This is a genomic window from Undibacterium sp. 14-3-2 (genome assembly GCF_016595265.1).
GTDB classification, from domain to species: Bacteria; Pseudomonadota; Gammaproteobacteria; order Burkholderiales; family Burkholderiaceae_D; genus Undibacterium; species Undibacterium aquatile.
The window spans coordinates 466,589-482,112 of sequence record NZ_JAENGS010000001.1 but is presented as its reverse complement, the minus strand read 5'-3'; the positions used below and the strand labels follow the sequence as shown (position 1 = coordinate 482,112).

The 15,524-nt window shown below is 50.5% G+C and carries 10 protein-coding genes; 5 read left to right on the top strand and 5 right to left on the bottom strand.

Features of this window, described 5'->3' with window-relative positions:
* Nucleotides 1-14: 14 nt before the first annotated feature.
* Nucleotides 15-1,037 carry a DUF2804 domain-containing protein gene (locus tag Undi14_RS02100; RefSeq protein ID WP_200177752.1) on the bottom strand — a complete coding sequence of 341 codons (1,023 nt, stop codon included), beginning with the start codon at nt 1,035-1,037 and terminating at the stop codon, nt 15-17.
* A 221-nt stretch (nt 1,038-1,258) separates the two neighbouring features.
* Between Undi14_RS02100 and Undi14_RS02095 the strand changes: the two genes are divergently transcribed.
* Nucleotides 1,259-2,662, top strand: coding sequence for a 3'-5' exonuclease family protein (locus Undi14_RS02095; RefSeq protein ID WP_234030364.1), 1,404 nt, complete (start codon nt 1,259-1,261; stop codon nt 2,660-2,662).
* 70 nt (nt 2,663-2,732) lie between these two features.
* Here Undi14_RS02095 and Undi14_RS02090 read toward each other — a convergent pair whose 3' ends face one another.
* The 4 genes from Undi14_RS02090 to Undi14_RS02075 are packed head-to-tail and all read right to left on the bottom strand — an operon-like array spanning nt 2,733 to nt 7,221.
* Nucleotides 2,733-3,995 (bottom strand): ectonucleotide pyrophosphatase/phosphodiesterase, encoded by a 1,263-nt coding sequence (locus tag Undi14_RS02090; RefSeq protein ID WP_370589863.1) that lies wholly within the window; start codon nt 3,993-3,995, stop codon nt 2,733-2,735.
* A 39-nt stretch (nt 3,996-4,034) separates the two neighbouring features.
* The gene (locus Undi14_RS02085) at nt 4,035-5,090 is read right to left on the bottom strand and encodes a bifunctional nicotinamide-nucleotide adenylyltransferase/Nudix hydroxylase (protein ID WP_370589862.1); all 1,056 of its coding nucleotides are present in this window, start codon (nt 5,088-5,090) and stop codon (nt 4,035-4,037) included.
* A 15-nt stretch (nt 5,091-5,105) separates the two neighbouring features.
* Entirely contained in the window at nt 5,106-6,296 is a 1,191-nt protein-coding gene (pncB, locus tag Undi14_RS02080) for a nicotinate phosphoribosyltransferase (protein WP_200177751.1), read from the bottom strand.
* 55 nt (nt 6,297-6,351) lie between these two features.
* Nucleotides 6,352-7,221 (bottom strand): cysteine hydrolase, encoded by an 870-nt coding sequence (locus Undi14_RS02075; RefSeq protein WP_200177750.1) that lies wholly within the window; start codon nt 7,219-7,221, stop codon nt 6,352-6,354.
* A 460-nt stretch (nt 7,222-7,681) separates the two neighbouring features.
* Here Undi14_RS02075 and Undi14_RS02070 point away from each other — a divergent pair, with 460 nt between their 5' ends.
* The 4 genes from Undi14_RS02070 (at nt 7,682) to ybaL (ending at nt 15,431) form a co-directional block, all read left to right on the top strand.
* Complete coding sequence (locus Undi14_RS02070) at nt 7,682-10,327, top strand: hypothetical protein (RefSeq protein WP_200177749.1); 2,646 nt, start codon at nt 7,682-7,684, stop codon at nt 10,325-10,327.
* Between the two features lie 255 nt (nt 10,328-10,582).
* Entirely contained in the window at nt 10,583-12,181 is a 1,599-nt protein-coding gene (locus tag Undi14_RS02065; protein WP_200177748.1) for an HD domain-containing phosphohydrolase, read from the top strand.
* Between the two features lie 160 nt (nt 12,182-12,341).
* On the top strand, nt 12,342-13,307 hold the full coding sequence (locus Undi14_RS02060) for a cation diffusion facilitator family transporter (RefSeq protein WP_200178181.1): 966 nt from the start codon (nt 12,342-12,344) through the stop codon (nt 13,305-13,307).
* 405 nt (nt 13,308-13,712) lie between these two features.
* On the top strand, nt 13,713-15,431 hold the full coding sequence (gene ybaL / locus Undi14_RS02055) for a YbaL family putative K(+) efflux transporter (RefSeq protein ID WP_200177747.1): 1,719 nt from the start codon (nt 13,713-13,715) through the stop codon (nt 15,429-15,431).
* Nucleotides 15,432-15,524 lie beyond the last annotated feature (93 nt).

The window sequence follows — 15,524 nt, the reverse complement described above, 5'->3', positions numbered from 1 at the left end:
GTAATCAAGACAACTTACCAACGCGCAAAATGATCCTCCGTCACCCCGGCCAGCTTGCTGACAGGCCGTGGGCTGGCATCTGCATGCGCCTTTACCCAGCCGCTGAAGCTGCCCACCGGTTGTTGATAACGACTCGCAGCGATCAACAAATTCTTGTTTTCACTGCGCACGCCTTCCGGTTGGAAATACAAATCCAGTAAGCCATCACTGGTGTGGATATGCCACGGTACCAGTACGTTCGCCGGGTCGTATTCAAAGTGCGCGCTGCTCAGAGAAATCAGTTGTCCGTCCAGCCACAAAGCATTTTCCTGATCGCCGAAATAACCGGATTGCAGATTAAATCCCATATCCAGACTATGTGCCGACGCCCACAGCCAGCGCGTTTCCCGCGCCAGAAAACCATTGCTGTGATCGACACTGCCGCATCCATCGCTAAGGCTAAAACAACGTTGCCCGACTTTCACGTCTCCGCTCAAGCGCATCCCGCCAGATTTCACAGTTGCATGCACGCTGCCACCATTGACGTTGCCGACGGCCAGCAATTCCGGCGCTGCATCGGCCAAGTGTAATTCAGCATCAATCTGGCAATCGCGAAACGACACCTGAATACGGTAAGTATTGTTGGCAGGCTGATGATGAAAATGTAGCCGCTGTCCGGGAAAGCGAAACCAGCTTTCAGCGCCGGTGGCAGGGTGGGCATTCAGATGCGCCGTCAGCCCGGGTATGCCATCCTGCGAAAATTCTGCCAGCAGCTTTTTTTGCTGACGGTCAAACACGTAGGCAAATGCAGTATTGGACCAGCCAACATCCACAATCGCGATGCCGCAAAATATCTGATCCGTCGCCAGTGCAGCATACTGCCAGTGCTTGTGATGAAAGCGCTGCCATACGACACCGCGCCGGAAAGGAGCCGCAAGCGCAGACCAGTCAATCACCGAGACGGCACCGGCAAATTTTCCGGTGCGAACCTGACCAAACGCATCGACCAGCGCATCTGGCGCCGTCGGCAAATCAGCTGACTGAGAAGTAGTTGGCATGATGTTTTTATGAAAAGATATTCCACCCATTGTCCGATAATCCAGCGCTGCGGAACATCAAAATCAGACGATCTGTTGCATAAGGTTCAATTAAGCCAACACTTACCTGCGTGAGAAGTGACGAGGATGCGAAAGACGCGTGCAACAAAGATGAGGACACATCAGAAAGCGCTGATCCCCTATACAATGACGGGCTATATACGCACCAACTGAGTCAGATTTTGAGCCTACTTGCAAGCCCTCTTGCCTTCGTCGACCTGGAAACCACAGGCACCATCGCAACCCGCGACCGCATCACTGAAATAGCTATCGTGACTTTTGATGGCGAACGTACAGAACGCTGGTCACAACTATTAAACCCCGAAGCAGCTATCCCGCCCTTTGTTGAGCAACTGACTGGCATCAGCAATGCAATGGTCGCTGATCAGCCTGTGTTTGCTGATATTGCAAAGGAAGTCCTGCAACGCCTGCAAGGACATATCTTTGTTGCGCATAATGCACGCTTTGATTATGGATTTTTGAAAAATGAATTCAAGCGCCTCGGCCTCACTTTCAGAGCAACGGTGCTGTGCACGCTGAAGCTGTCGCGTCAGTTGTTCCCTCAGTTTGCCAAACACAATCTGGACTGTCTGATCGAGCGCCATCAGATCAGCGTAGGCGATCGGCACCGCGCCTTGACCGATGCCGATGCGATTTACCAGTTCTGGTGCGATCTGCAGGCGACTTTGCCCGCGGAAACCTTACAGGTAGCGGTACAAGAACAAACAGCGCGCCCCAGTCTGCCGCCGCATCTGGACGCGGATATTGTGGAGCAACTGCCAAAAGGCTATGGCGTCTATCTGTTTTTTGCAGAAAACAGATTACCGATTTACGTCGGCAAAAGTAATACGCTGCGCCAACGGGTGTTATCGCATTTTTCTTCTGATCATGCGATTGCCAAAGAAATGAGCATCTCACAACAGGTGCGCGATATCGAGTGGATAGAGTGCGAGGGTGAAATTGATGCACTGATTACCGAAGCCAGACTGATCAAAGAAATGCAGCCGACGCTGAATCGTCTATTACGCCGTAACACAGAATTCTGCTCGTGGCGTCTGAAGGATATGGGCAGTGGCTTGTTGCAACCACAACTCGTGTATGCCCGCGATCTGGATCTCGGCAGACAAGAGCAGTTATACGGTCTGTTTAAAAGCGGCGCTAGCGCACGCGAGTTTTTATTGCAGGCAGTGAAGCAATTTCAACTATGTGCTGCCACGCTGGGGTTGGAAAAAGGTGGTGCGGGTAAGCCTTGTTTTGCGCGCCAACTGAAGCAATGCAAGGGAGCATGCGTCGGCGCGGAATCACCGTTGCAGCATAACCTGCGGCTGGCAGAGGCACTCGGTGCAATGAAATTAAAGGCATGGCCATTCTCTGGCCCCGCTGTACTCAAAGAAGGCAATGTCCATCACGTGATTGAGGCATGGTGCTATCTGGGCAAGGCGAAGAGTGAAGCGGATATTCAGGATTTGCTGACACGCGGCAAACCGCGTTTTGATCGTGATACTTACAGAATTTTGCTCAAGTATCTGAGCAGGATGAAAGCCATCAGCGTCGCAGGCATCAAAGTTCAGACAGAAGTTAGCTAAAAAGGCGGGGAAAGCGGGAAACGGAGCACAGCCAGGCTGGCTGTGCTCCGGAAAGCTGTTGGCGGAAATATTAATTCAGCGCTGCAGCCGTTGGTTTTTCACTGCCATCCGAAGGCAAGGCGGGAACGCCTATCAGCTTCATCAGCAAAGGATACACGTCAACGTTGTCAAACGCGGGGATCACCGTATTCTTTTTGAATGCTGGCCCATTGGCAATAAAGGTCGCAGCCATTTCCGGTGCTGTATTGTCGTAACCATGGGCACCGCCGTTAGTACGGTTTTTGATATTTTCCTCACCAAAAATCAGCCAACCTACGTCCGCCAGACAAACGACGGATGGCACGCGGACATTGCTGCCGAAGTGGTAGCGCGGGGGAATATCGGCTTTCTTCCAGCATTCCATGTGCTCATGTTTTTTCAATAACTGCTGATTCACAACGGCATCTTGCCCGGGAGCTACTTCGATACCAGCGTAGGTTCCCGCAGTCACCACCTTAAAACTGTCTGGCGGCAGGATTTTATTCAGATACACAACCCGTTCCGCGCTGGTGGCTGCCATCCCGTGATCCGACACCACCACAATGTTGGCGTTGACCTGACGCGAGCGTAGGCCGGCAATCAGACGGCCAATCGCCGCATCAACGCTGGCAACAGCATCTGTTGTGTGCTGATCGTCCGGCCCGAATTCATGACCCGCATGATCCACGTCATCAAAATACAAAGTCAGAAAGCCTGCTCTTTTCTCCACAGGCTGATCGATCCAGCCCAGCAAGGTATCAACGCGTTTTTCTGGCGGCAATTTACCATCGAATACGCGCCACTCTGTCGGACGTACACCATGAATATCCGCTTCTGAACCTGGCCAGAACATAGTGGCTGCACGCACACCATTTTTTTCTGCGGTCACCCAGACCGGCTCGGCCTGATCCCACCAGCGACGGTCGATGACGGCATCACGGTTACCCAGACTGAAACGGACACCGGGAATCGCAGGATCTATCATCGTATTTCCCACAATACCGTGATGATCAGGCCGTAAACCGGTCACCAGCGTGTAGTGGTTAGGGAAGGTGATTGAAGGGAATGAGGGCAGCATCTTTTCTGCACGCACACCATCAGCAATCAGGGCATTCAGATTCGGCGTCACGCCACGTTGCAGGTAGTCTGGCTTGAAGCCATCGATCGATACCAGAATGACTGGTGGCCGTGCAGACTGCACAGTCGCAGCAGAAACCATCGTTTGCTTGACTGGTTGCGCGCAGCCTGCAACACCAATGACCAATGCTGCACAAACCGCTTGGATAAAGCGTTTTTGAGAAAAAATCTTAATCACATTTCACCTTAAAAAAAGAGGCAAGCTGCCCCGCATCAATTAATTTCCTGCCGCGATCAGTTGCAAAAACTGATCGAGAATATGGAAATGATCGTCAAAAAACTGCTCATCCATCGCACACAATTCGGTTACGGGAAACCATGCCGCCCGCACTGCATCATCGGCAGCAACAATCTCAGGCAGCGTTGCCAATGGCAGATCAAAGAAGTGGGCATGCGTAATCGTGCGTCCACGCTGACTGCGAGCCGGGTGATCAAATACGCGAACATCAACCAGCGCCTCTTCGAGTTCTGACTTGCGCACAGCAAGATTCGTCTCTTCGATTAATTCTCGGATTGCGCCTTGCAGTAAAAGTTCCTGCTGATCAAGGAAACCACCCGGTAAGGCCCACAAACCTTTGCCCGGGTATCCTCCGCGTTGCACCAACAAAACATGCCCAGCCACTTTCACCACAGCATCCACGGTACAAAATACCGGCGAATAAGGTGCTGCTTTCCAGGCGTCTTTGTATTTCTGCAGTTGCAGATGCTCTTGCACTAGTCCGGCATAATCAGGCAGTAAAACCCACTCACTGATAAAACGCAGCACAGACAATGGCAGAAACGCTGCGACCATATCCAATGTTGCCTGCATATCGTTTGCTGCAAAAAGCTGTTGCCGTATCTGTGTTGCATCTGTTGCGACAACTCGCTCTGCCTCTATCCATTGCCATTGCGGGAAGTTCTGCAAATAATAGCTGGATGCATCTTTTACATAGCCGATCAGCGCGATATGCAAAGCCTCATCACCCTGCCCGCCAATGGCTTGCGTGACCTTGTTCTGCACGGTATTTGCCCAGCGCAGATCATCGTAATAATCGCGCACAGGAATAAAACTGACACGCGCCTGATCGGCCTCAGACAAACTTGCACTGATCATTGCCGCCCGCTCTTGCCAGGTGAACGGATTCCTGACACTTCTGGCGCAAAACGCAGAACCTAGCACAACGATCACCGTGTCCGCGTTCGACAGCGCAAGAGCCAATAAACTGGCATGCCCTTGATGAAACGGCTGAAAACGTCCAATCAGGACTGCAACATCGAAATTATTCATCATGGGATAGTGGCATAGTCAGATGGCAGGATGATGAAATACCTGACGCAGGTACGCCAGAAAGGTTTCATCTGTGCAGAGCGTTTTGCCGGCGGAATCCGATAACTTAGCGACGGGCTGACCATTGCATGACATGAGCTTCATGACGATATTCAACGGTGGGATTCCAGTGTCATTAGTCAGGTTGGTACCGATGCCAAATGCCGGCATTGTACGATCCGCAAAGTGACGGTAAATTCTGAAAGCAGTGTCAAAATCGAGTGCGTCGGAAAACACAAGACGCTTGGTTTTACCATCTATTCTGAGTTTCGCATAATGCGCCAGCGCCTTTTCGCCCCAGACGATAGGGTCGCCGGAATCGTGCCGCAAACCATCAAACAACTTGGCAAAATACAGATCAAAGTCAGCGAGGAAAGCATCCATACCAACGACATCGGTTAAAGCAATGCCGAGATCACCGCGATATTCCTGCACCCAGTCTTCCAGCGCCGCCTTCTGAAAATCGCGCAAACGCACGCCAAAAGACTGATAGGACTGCAAGTATTCATGCGCCATCGTTCCCATCGGTACGAGGTGATGTTTCTTAGCAAGATAGACGTTCGATGTACCTTTGAAAAATTCCGGTACTTCGCGCGCCAGCGTAGTGATGACTTCGTCATGCCAGGCTCCGGAAAAACGGCGACGCACGCCAAAATCAGAAAACTCAAAAGGATGAAATTTTTTTGGTTCCTGCGCAAATGCCTGCAATTGTGAAAGCTTTGCAGCCAGTCGCCGGCGCGCTTCCGGTAAGGTGGCATCGGTCTGCAAACGGCGGAAATACAATTCATTGACGATATGCAGCACAAATATCTCGAACGCCGAAACATGTACCTGCGGACCTGTAGCAACAATCTCCAGTTGCTCGCCGTTGGTACTGACTTTGATGAACTTGCGCTGGAAATGAAATAGCGCCAGAAAATCGGTGAAGTCACTTTTGATGAAGCGTAAGGAACGCAAATAATCGAGTTCATCTTCAGTAAACTTTAATGAACACAAATGATCGAGCTCGCGTTCAACATCGTCTTTTAATTCGGCCAGAGGATAGGCCGGTGTATTCCTGCACACAAACGCATATTCCGTCTGCGTATTCGGATGGCTGTGCAGCAAGGCCTGCCACATCGTGAATTTATATAAATCGGTTTCCAGCAAGCTTTGTACAACTGGCTTCATTTGAAATTCTTTACGGTAATTGATAGACACCAGCATGATGGCTGGCGTATGAAATTCAGCGCGCCTGATTCGCTACTAAGTCGGGCAACACATCGGCTGCGGTGGCGATCTGCACACCGCGTTGCTGCATATCGTGAAGGAAACTGGCATATTGCGCCTCAAACCCTGCTACCGGGCTGATGCAGTCACTCAGCAATACCAGCTTTGACAACTGCGCCGGATCAAAGTGTTCAACGATGTGTTCTGTTGTCGCTTTGACGCAGTGGCTACCAGCCTCGCCCGCAACGTAGATCTGATCGGCTCCGGCCAAGCTGTCGATAAAGCTGCGGTTCAGCTGCGTTGCAGGGTCTTGCGGGTCCGGTACTTCTGCCATCACTGCAGAATAATGTTCAGTCCAGGGATTGCTGCCTTTGATCAGTTTCATCGCGACGCTGCTGCCTGCCTCCTCCCAGCGACCGTAAGCCGCCCGCACATCCGCATGAACATTATGTCCCCAGCTACCAATTTCGCAATGCACCGGCCACACCATCAGTTGATACCGTCCATTCGTTTCCAGACTATCCAGATACGCGAGTGTGCGGGCGAGCGATTGCGACTGACGTGGCAGATAGCGCCCTTCCCTGACATCCCGCGCGGAAATCACGGTGAACGGTGCGATAGCCTTTCCGCTGGCATCCATCCAGAAAGGCGGATGGGCGATGTCATACCGGTGATGAGAATCCAGCGTAATACTAATGTCGGACAACCCAGCGCCAGCACGTTCTATGAGTTCTGCGATACGTAGCATGTCGGCATGCGCCCCCGCCACAGGTAAAGCGGGAGTAACGATTTGTCGGCTGACAGGGTCGGTCATCAGATAATCGGCGGGAACATCACAAAAATCATTTTGCGGGTCAATGAGGAGGAGATGCAGATTACGTTTCATAAACTTTCCTGTGCTGAAGGCATGATTTTATGCTATGACGCAAGATCGTTCATGAAATGCCGGAGTTGAGTGCCAGATCGCCGTTGAATTTGTATGCTCTTTCGTTTCGACTATCAGGCAGGGAATGCCATATTTGTGTATAAAAAAACACAATAATGTTCTAGGCTTCTGAAAAATCTGTAGCGATTATCAATATGCAACTTTTCTACTCTTAACAATGTAGAATATGTAAAAATTCCTTCATCTGAGTCAAGGTCATGCAAAGATTCATACTTCTGTAAGATTCTTACCTTGCATCAACTGAATTCGGGATTGAATAAAGACAGATGTTGAACAATACTTCCTCTGTTTCTGCCCGTAACACCTCTTTTGTAAAAACTAAGCTTCGAACGTGGATCAGAGTGTGCAATCACATTATCTGCCGGAACTTAGCTTATTCTTAAATCAAACCAGACAAATTATGCTCAGTCATTTACTTAAGTCTTTCGTCTGCAGCGTGCTGATCGCCACGCTGGCTGCTTGTGGCGGCAGTACGCCGGACACAAGTTCAACCAACAGCAACAACGCCGCCGGAAATTCCGTGCAAGCGATGGCTGCAAACTATGTTCAACCGAGAACCGGATGGTTCTGGAATCCGGCGGAAGGTGGCCGGGGTTTTGCGATTGAACGTCAGGGCAGCCAGTTGTTCGTTGCCGGTTTCATGTATGAAACAACGGGTGAATCAACCTGGTATGTCAGCACCATGAATCAACAGCCTGATGGCAGTTACCGTGGCGATTTCCTGCGCTATACCGGCGGTCAGTCCTTGCTGGGCACCTATAAACAAGCGCAACCAACGACCTACGCAACGGCAACCGCATCTTTCGACAGCAGCACAACCGGCCAGTTAAGCGTCACTAGCTCAGGCAGCAATGCGACAACGGTGATCGCGCTTCAGGCTTTTCCGATTTCAACACCAACCGCGTTCCAGCCTTCTACTGACCAGTTCCAAAGTGGCTGGTGGTGGAATCCTGATGAAAGCGGACGTGGTTTCTTTATCGAAGCACAAGGAGCGCAAGCATTCATCGGCAGCTTCATGTATCAGGACAATGGTTTGCCGACATGGTATGTCAGCAGCGCGAAGTTGTTGGCACCGAATCTGATCAGTGGCAACCTGGAATCCTACTCTAACGGTCAATCCATGTTTGGAGGCTATAAAGGGGCTTCCCTCTCATCAACCAATCCGGGCGTGGTCAGCTTCGAGATGACCAGCAATACCACCGGCGTTATGACGCTCACGAACGGCAATAAAATCAATGTGCAGCGTTTCGTCTTTAATACAGAGCCTGTCGTAGCGGAAAATGCAAAAAATCTGCTGATTTCTGAAGTCTCTTCTGACTATTACAGTAACGGGTCCACATGGTTCGAAGTCTATAACCCGAATGCAACTACCAGCATCAATCTGGCCGACTATACATTGCGTAGCACTTATCTGGATCAGGGGTCGATTTATTCAACGCCAACGACTTTCCCAATGCCGTCAGTTACTATTCCACCAAAATCGTATCTGGTAGTCTCAAGCAGAACCGTGGATAACCCTGTCGATAGCAAACAGATTGTCTATGTTGGCAACAGCGCACAAAAACCTTTCTGGACATCTTCTGGCTTCCTGGAGCTGATCAAAGGTGGTCAGACCGCTGATGTCGTTCGTTTTGGTAACAACAATGCTAGTCCGACAACTGCCAGCGCGTGGACCGGAGCCAATGCACCGGCGCTTCCTTTTGATAAGAACCAGTATGGCTACTCTATCGTCCGCCTTGCTGCATCAGGAATGACGGATACCAATACAGGCTCGGACTGGTCTTCAGTGAATTTTGCTACGCCAGCAGGCCCGAATGATGTCGGTGTCGGCGTGGTTGACTCTGATGGCGACGGCATCCCTGACAGCGCAAAAATCAATGGTAAAACTTTTGCCGGGCTGGATCTCTATGCCATGGGTGCCCGCCCTGGTCAACGTGATGTGTTCATGCAAATTGACAGTATGAACAGCAATGATCCCGGCATCATTTTGCGTCCGGAAGCCGCACAAAAATTGGTCGATACTTTTGCCAATAAAGTCTACAGTGCCGGCAAGAAAAAAATCGCATTACATATTGATGCAGGTAATTTATTCTCGCCGACAATCAATCCGGGAGCGTTCAACCTTGGTGGCGGTAAATCCGTCCCTTACACACCGTGTCTGGTAATGGAATATGACAAGGTCACGACGTCCGGCTGTACCAATCTGTACGATGTAAAGCGGATTAACCTCGATGTACGCCGTAAGCTGATTTTCCATTACGTCATTATGGGGCAGTCTCAGCAAGTGGATGGCAGTTGTGGTTCCAGCGGCCTCGGTGAGGTCAATGGCAATGATTTTATTATCACATTAGGGAATTGCGGCTTCAAAACTACTGCCGGCACACAAGTCACCTATCTGATTAATGCCCAAGCTGCAACGCTGATGCATGAGTTTGGTCATAACCTGGGCCTTTCACATGGCGGTAATGAAAGCAATAATTACAAGCCCAACTATTACAGCATCATGAACTACATGTATAGTTTCCCAGGCTTAAGCGCAAATCCAAGTAGTACTCAGGCAGCCAACCGTTTTTATCTGACCAACAAAACCTACGCCAAGGCTACTGGTCTCAACATCTGCAACATCGATAATTCGCCTTGCGGCAACAGCTTTATCATGGATTATTCGAACGGTAGCAGTATCGATCTGGATGAAAATAACCTGAACGAATCTCTGAATATCGGCCGTGGCGCAGTTGCTGGCGCTTACGCGGATTGGGACAACAGCAATAGCCAGACGAGCGGCACATTTGCGTTCAACATCCACAATCCGGATACGACGACAAGCCTGAGGGTGCTCAAGGATTACAACGACTGGGATAATTTGGTGTTGCCATTAGCGCGTACTTTCCAGGGTGTGAATTCTGGTGCCGTATTGCCAACGATGCAGCCGGTCAAAGAAATTGTCCGTAAAGATACGATGAGTGACAGGCCACGAAATCTGGTCTACGAAGATCCGAATCTATTGCCGAAGCACTTAGATTCAATACGACGAACTCAACACTAACCAGAACAGCCCGCAATCGAAAGACTGCGGGCTTTTTTCATAGTCATTCCATCATTTCTGAGCACTCAGGGTGTCCACTGTAGCCCCTGTCTCAGCAAACATCCGCTTACCCTGGAATCATAGTTAACAATAATTGTCATCCCGAGGATTTAGTTAATTACTGCCATATCCATTACAATGCGGACACTCCTGTGTGACTCGTTATATCCATCTCCTTTCGGGATCAGATAACGGATATCGGTCACAAAGCTATGCATGTTACTCAATAAAATTAGTGATTATTCAAATATGGACATCTCTTTGGCCGATGTAAAAAATGCGGCAAGTAATGAAGACTTACATACGATGGCCTGGAATCACTCAATGTTTCCCCTGTTTGCAATAGATATGGCTTCTGGTCAGTTGCTTGACGTGAACCGCGCAAGTGAATTGCTGACTGGCTATGATCGGGCAGAATTGATAGGCATGTCATATCAATTATTGTTTCCAGAAAACGAGCGCAGCTCCCTGCACACGACTCTGCTCACCGTATCGACACCTGCCGTTCTCAAAGATCTGTATATACAGACAAAAGCGATGCAACTGATCCCGGTGGAAGTCTCACTGGCAACGATGTTTGAAAATCAGGGTAGTTACCAGCTGATAGGCAGTTTCAGAAATCTGCAAACCATCGCAGACACTGAATATGAACTGGCGGCGAAGAAATGGGAATTATCAGCGTATGCCAGTGCCGCACTGGCACTGTCACAGGCAAGTTCAGCAGAAGAGTTAATGCAGTTGGTATGTGACGCCTTAACGCACGAACATCGCTACGTTCTTGCCTGGGTTGGTATCGCCGAAAACACCGCAGACAAACGTGTACGTATTGCCGCCGGATCCGGTTGCAGCAAAAACTATCTGACGGATTTGTCCGTCAGTTGGGCAGAAGACAGTCCCTGGGGGCAAGGCCCGACCGGGCTGGCGATACGCAGCGGCCTCACCCAGATGATGAAAGACGCTGAAACCAATCCCGGTTTTACACCATGGAGTAAAAAAGCAAAGCAGGAAAATATTCGTGCCAGCGTTGCCGTTCCATTCAAATATCAACACGATCAACATGGCGCCTTAACGGTTTACTCGTCAGAGCCTGAGACTTTCGGCAAAACTATGCTGGAATTATTCGAGCATCTGGCGGGAGAAATTGCGCACGGGCTGAATAAATTTGCTCAGAATGCCGTTATCGACAGCGAACGGCAGCAGCGTGAAGCAGCACAGTTGAACTTATCCAATGCCCTGGGTGCGGCAATCCGTGCGATGGCAAAAACAATGGAAAATCGTGACCCGTATACTTCAGGTCATCAGGACAGAGTATCTGTGATTGCCTGTGGCATTGCGCAACGGCTGGGCTGGAGTAGCGATCGCTTGCAAGCACTGCAAATGGCAGCAGTCGTGCATGACATAGGAAAAATTGCGATTCCGATTGAAATTCTGACCAAACCGAAGCGCCTGAGTGATGCTGAGTTTCTATTGATGAGTGAACATCCGTACACCGGCTACACCATACTGAAAGATATACCGTTCCCGTGGCCTGTTGCAGAAATTGTTTATCAGCATCACGAAAAAATAGATGGTTCCGGCTATCCGCGTGGATTGCAGGGAAATGAAATTTTGCCGGAAGCACGCGTACTGGCGATCGCGGATATCGTCGAAGCAATGGCCTCGTATCGACCTTATCGACCGGCTTTAGGTATAGAAAAAGCACTGCATGAAATTGAACTGCTTGCAGGTAAACAGTTAGATGCTGAATATGTTGCCGTTTGTGCCCGGATGTTCAGAGAGGAAAATTTTGCATTACCTTTGCCGGATCATCTCTGATCGGAAGCCAGATACAGCGAGATATCCACGCGGCTGACTTTTTACCCGGAAGACAGATCGTTTATTCTATTAAATATAATTTTTTCACAGAACATCATTTCATTGAGAGTTTCATCCGCGCGACGCTGATCAGCTCAGGAAATGTCGAATCAAATTTATGATGATGCACAACGATATGCACAACGATACGCATGACGACACAGAAGATGACTATAAAACTGCGGCAGAACGCAACGCCGCGGCTGCACGCAGCACCTGGACCAGCGTTGTCGTCAATCTTGCGCTGACCGCGCTGCAAATCAGCGTCGGTATATTCGGAAAATCACAGGCACTGATCGCCGACGGCATCCACTCTCTATCCGACTTAGTGGCAGACTTTGTCGTTCTGTTTGCCAGCCATCACAGTAAAAAAGATGCGGATGAAGATCATCCTTATGGACATCAGCGTTTTGAAACAGCAGCCTCGCTGATACTTGGCATGTTATTGTTAGCCGTTGGTATCGGCATGTTATGGTCAGCATTCAGAAAGCTGGAATCACCGGAAAGCGTGCCTCAGGTGCACAGCATTGCTTTGTGGGTCGCTGGCAGCGCGTTGATTTCCAAAGAGCTGTTATTCCGTTACATGCTGACCATTGCACAAAAAGTAAAATCCAGCATGCTCGTTGCCAATGCCTGGCATGCCCGCTCAGATGCAGCCTCTTCGCTGGTGGTCGCCTTGGGTATTATCGGCAATCTGGCTGGTTACCCGATTCTTGACCCGATTGCAGCGCTGATCGTCGGCTTTATGGTGGCGAAGATGGGCTGGGAGTTCAGCTGGGAAGCGCTGCATGACCTGATGGATCGCGCTGCCGATGATCAGGAAGTACAGGCAATACGTCAGACACTGCTGGAAACCCCGGGCGTGATTGATGTGCATGATGTGCATACCCGCAAGATGGGCGACATGATCGTCGTCGATGCACACATAGAAGTCGATGCAACGATAACGGTAGAGGCCGGACACGACATCGCTGTTGAAGCCCGACAACGCGTGATGTTACGCCACCGCGTACTGAACCTGATGACGCACATCGATCCCTGGAAACGCCCGGACCGGGATCATACAGAACAGGTCAGCAAGCCCTGATAAAATTGAATTATTGGCCTGAGCGTTTGCAGATGGGCGAACTGCAAACGCTCAGGCCACTATCTTTCCTCACTTCCAACCGCATTTCAACTCACGCAGTTTGTATGCGGCGACCGCGAACGCAGTCACTGCAATCGCGTCATCTTTCTGAACAAACACAGATTGCTTGTCTGAGCTTGCTATAGCAAAGTATTATAGAAAAAATTCATACGCAGGCACCACCATTGAGCTTGATCGAATGGTCACCACACGCTCTGCGATACACTACCTTTCCACGCACATGCTGCGTGTCATCTTGCCATCCACGGCAGAGACCCGGAAAGTTTCTCCGCTAGTGCCCGCACTGGTATCACCTCAGTAACATTGTCAGTCATGCTCACCGGGCTGTCTGAAGAAAGGAATTGAATGGATCACGGCGTATCTCTGATCACCACTGTCGCGGCCGCTTTTGGCGTCGCACTCATTCTTGGCTTCATCGCTGAACGGATTAAAGTACCCGCCTTAGTTGGTTATCTTGTAGCGGGCATCATTATCGGACCGGCTTCGCCAGGCTTTGTGGCCGACGTCAACATTGCTTCGCAGCTTTCTGAAATCGGCATCATGTTGCTGATGTTCGGCGTGGGCCTGCATTTTTCTCCTGCCGACCTGCTTGCGGTCAAACGTCTCGCCGTGCCGGGAGCTATCGTGCAGATGGGATGTGCCGCTTTACTCGGTATCGGACTTGCCTCGTGGTGGGGTTGGTCGTTTGGTGCGGCGCTGGTATTCGGCTTGTCCTTATCCTGCGCCAGCACGGTAGTGTTGCTGAAGTCATTAGAAGCACGCAATCTGCTCGATACCATGAATGGCAAAATTGCCGTAGGCTGGCTGGTGGTACAGGATCTGGTGACGGTCATGGTATTGGTGTTGCTGCCTGCATTGGCTGGCATACTCGGCAGTCATACCGCAGTGGCCAACAGCGGTTCTTTGTGGTCAACAATAGGTCAGACACTGCTGCAAGTCACTGCATTTATTGTACTGATGCTGGTCGTTGGACGACGCCTGCTGCCGTGGATGCTGTGGCAGGTTGCGCGCACTGGTTCGCGTGAATTGTTCACCTTATCCGTGATCGCAACAGCGATTGGTATTGCCTATGGTGCGGCCGAATTATTCAAAGTGTCATTCGCGCTCGGTGCATTTTTTGCGGGTTCAGTCATGCGTGAATCGGAATTCAGTCATCGTGCCGCAGAAGAATCGCTGCCTTTACGAGACGCATTCTCGGTACTGTTTTTCGTCTCGGTCGGTATGCTGTTTGATCCGTCGGTGCTGGTTGACCGGCCGCTGCATGTATTGGGCGTGGTTGCGATTATCCTGCTGGGTAACTCCATCCCGGCGGCCACGCTGGTACTGGCCTTTAAATATCCGCTGAATACGGCGCTGACGATTGCCGCCAGCCTCGCTCAGATCGGTGAATTCTCATTTATTCTGGCCGGACTCGGAAAATCCATCGGTTTGTTACCAGCCGAAGGTGTCAATCTGATTCTGGCGGGCGCACTGATTTCTATCGCACTGAATTCCTTCATCTTTACCGCGATATCACCGTTCCGCCGCTGGATACTGGATCGTTCGGCATTGGCACGTCGCCTGGAAGTTAATCTCGACCCTTACGCCGAACTGCCTATGAGTACCGAGCGCAAATATCTGGAGGGACAAGTGGTGCTGGTCGGCTACGGTCGTGTCGGCAGACGTATTGCGAAAGCACTGGATGAACGCGGTATTCCTTACGTTGTGGCAGAACAAAACCGTGAAGTGGTAGAAGATTTACGTAAAAATGGCCGAGCCGCCGTGTCAGGTAATGCAGGCGATCCGGCTGTGCTGATTCAGGCACATATCGCCAACGCCGCGATGCTGGTGGTGGCGACACCGGATACGATCAACGTCCGCCAGATGGCTGAAACGGCACGCACGCTCAACCCGACTATCGAAATCATTCTGCGTACCCATAACGAAGAAGAATCCGTCCTGTTGCATAACGAGGGTATCGGTTCCGTATTCTTTGGTGAAGAAGAATTAGCCAAGGGCATGACCAGCCACGTTCTGGATCGCTTCGCACCAGGCACGACCATTACCTCGGCACATTCTCATTAAGAAAAAAACAGATCGCCCACTTTACAATCGGGCGATCTGTTTCAGCACTAAAGCGGTTTCAATACGGATACAGCTACAGCGTTTTTTGATCGC

Bases quoted from the DNA above. Each gene is read 5' to 3' on its own strand.
- Undi14_RS02100 (WP_200177752.1), bottom strand. From the start codon at position 1,037: ATGCCAACTACTTCTCAGTCAGCTGATTTGCCGACGGCGCCAGATGCG.
- Undi14_RS02065 (WP_200177748.1), top strand. From the start codon at position 10,583: ATGTTACTCAATAAAATTAGTGATTATTCAAATATGGACATCTCTTTG.
- Undi14_RS02075 (WP_200177750.1), bottom strand. From the start codon at position 7,221: ATGAAACGTAATCTGCATCTCCTCCTCATTGACCCGCAAAATGATTTT.
- ybaL (WP_200177747.1), top strand. From the start codon at position 13,713: ATGGATCACGGCGTATCTCTGATCACCACTGTCGCGGCCGCTTTTGGC.
- Undi14_RS02085 (WP_370589862.1), bottom strand. From the start codon at position 5,090: ATGATGAATAATTTCGATGTTGCAGTCCTGATTGGACGTTTTCAGCCG.
- Undi14_RS02060 (WP_200178181.1), top strand. From the start codon at position 12,342: ATGATGCACAACGATATGCACAACGATACGCATGACGACACAGAAGAT.
- pncB (WP_200177751.1), bottom strand. From the start codon at position 6,296: ATGAAGCCAGTTGTACAAAGCTTGCTGGAAACCGATTTATATAAATTC.
- Undi14_RS02070 (WP_200177749.1), top strand. From the start codon at position 7,682: ATGCTCAGTCATTTACTTAAGTCTTTCGTCTGCAGCGTGCTGATCGCC.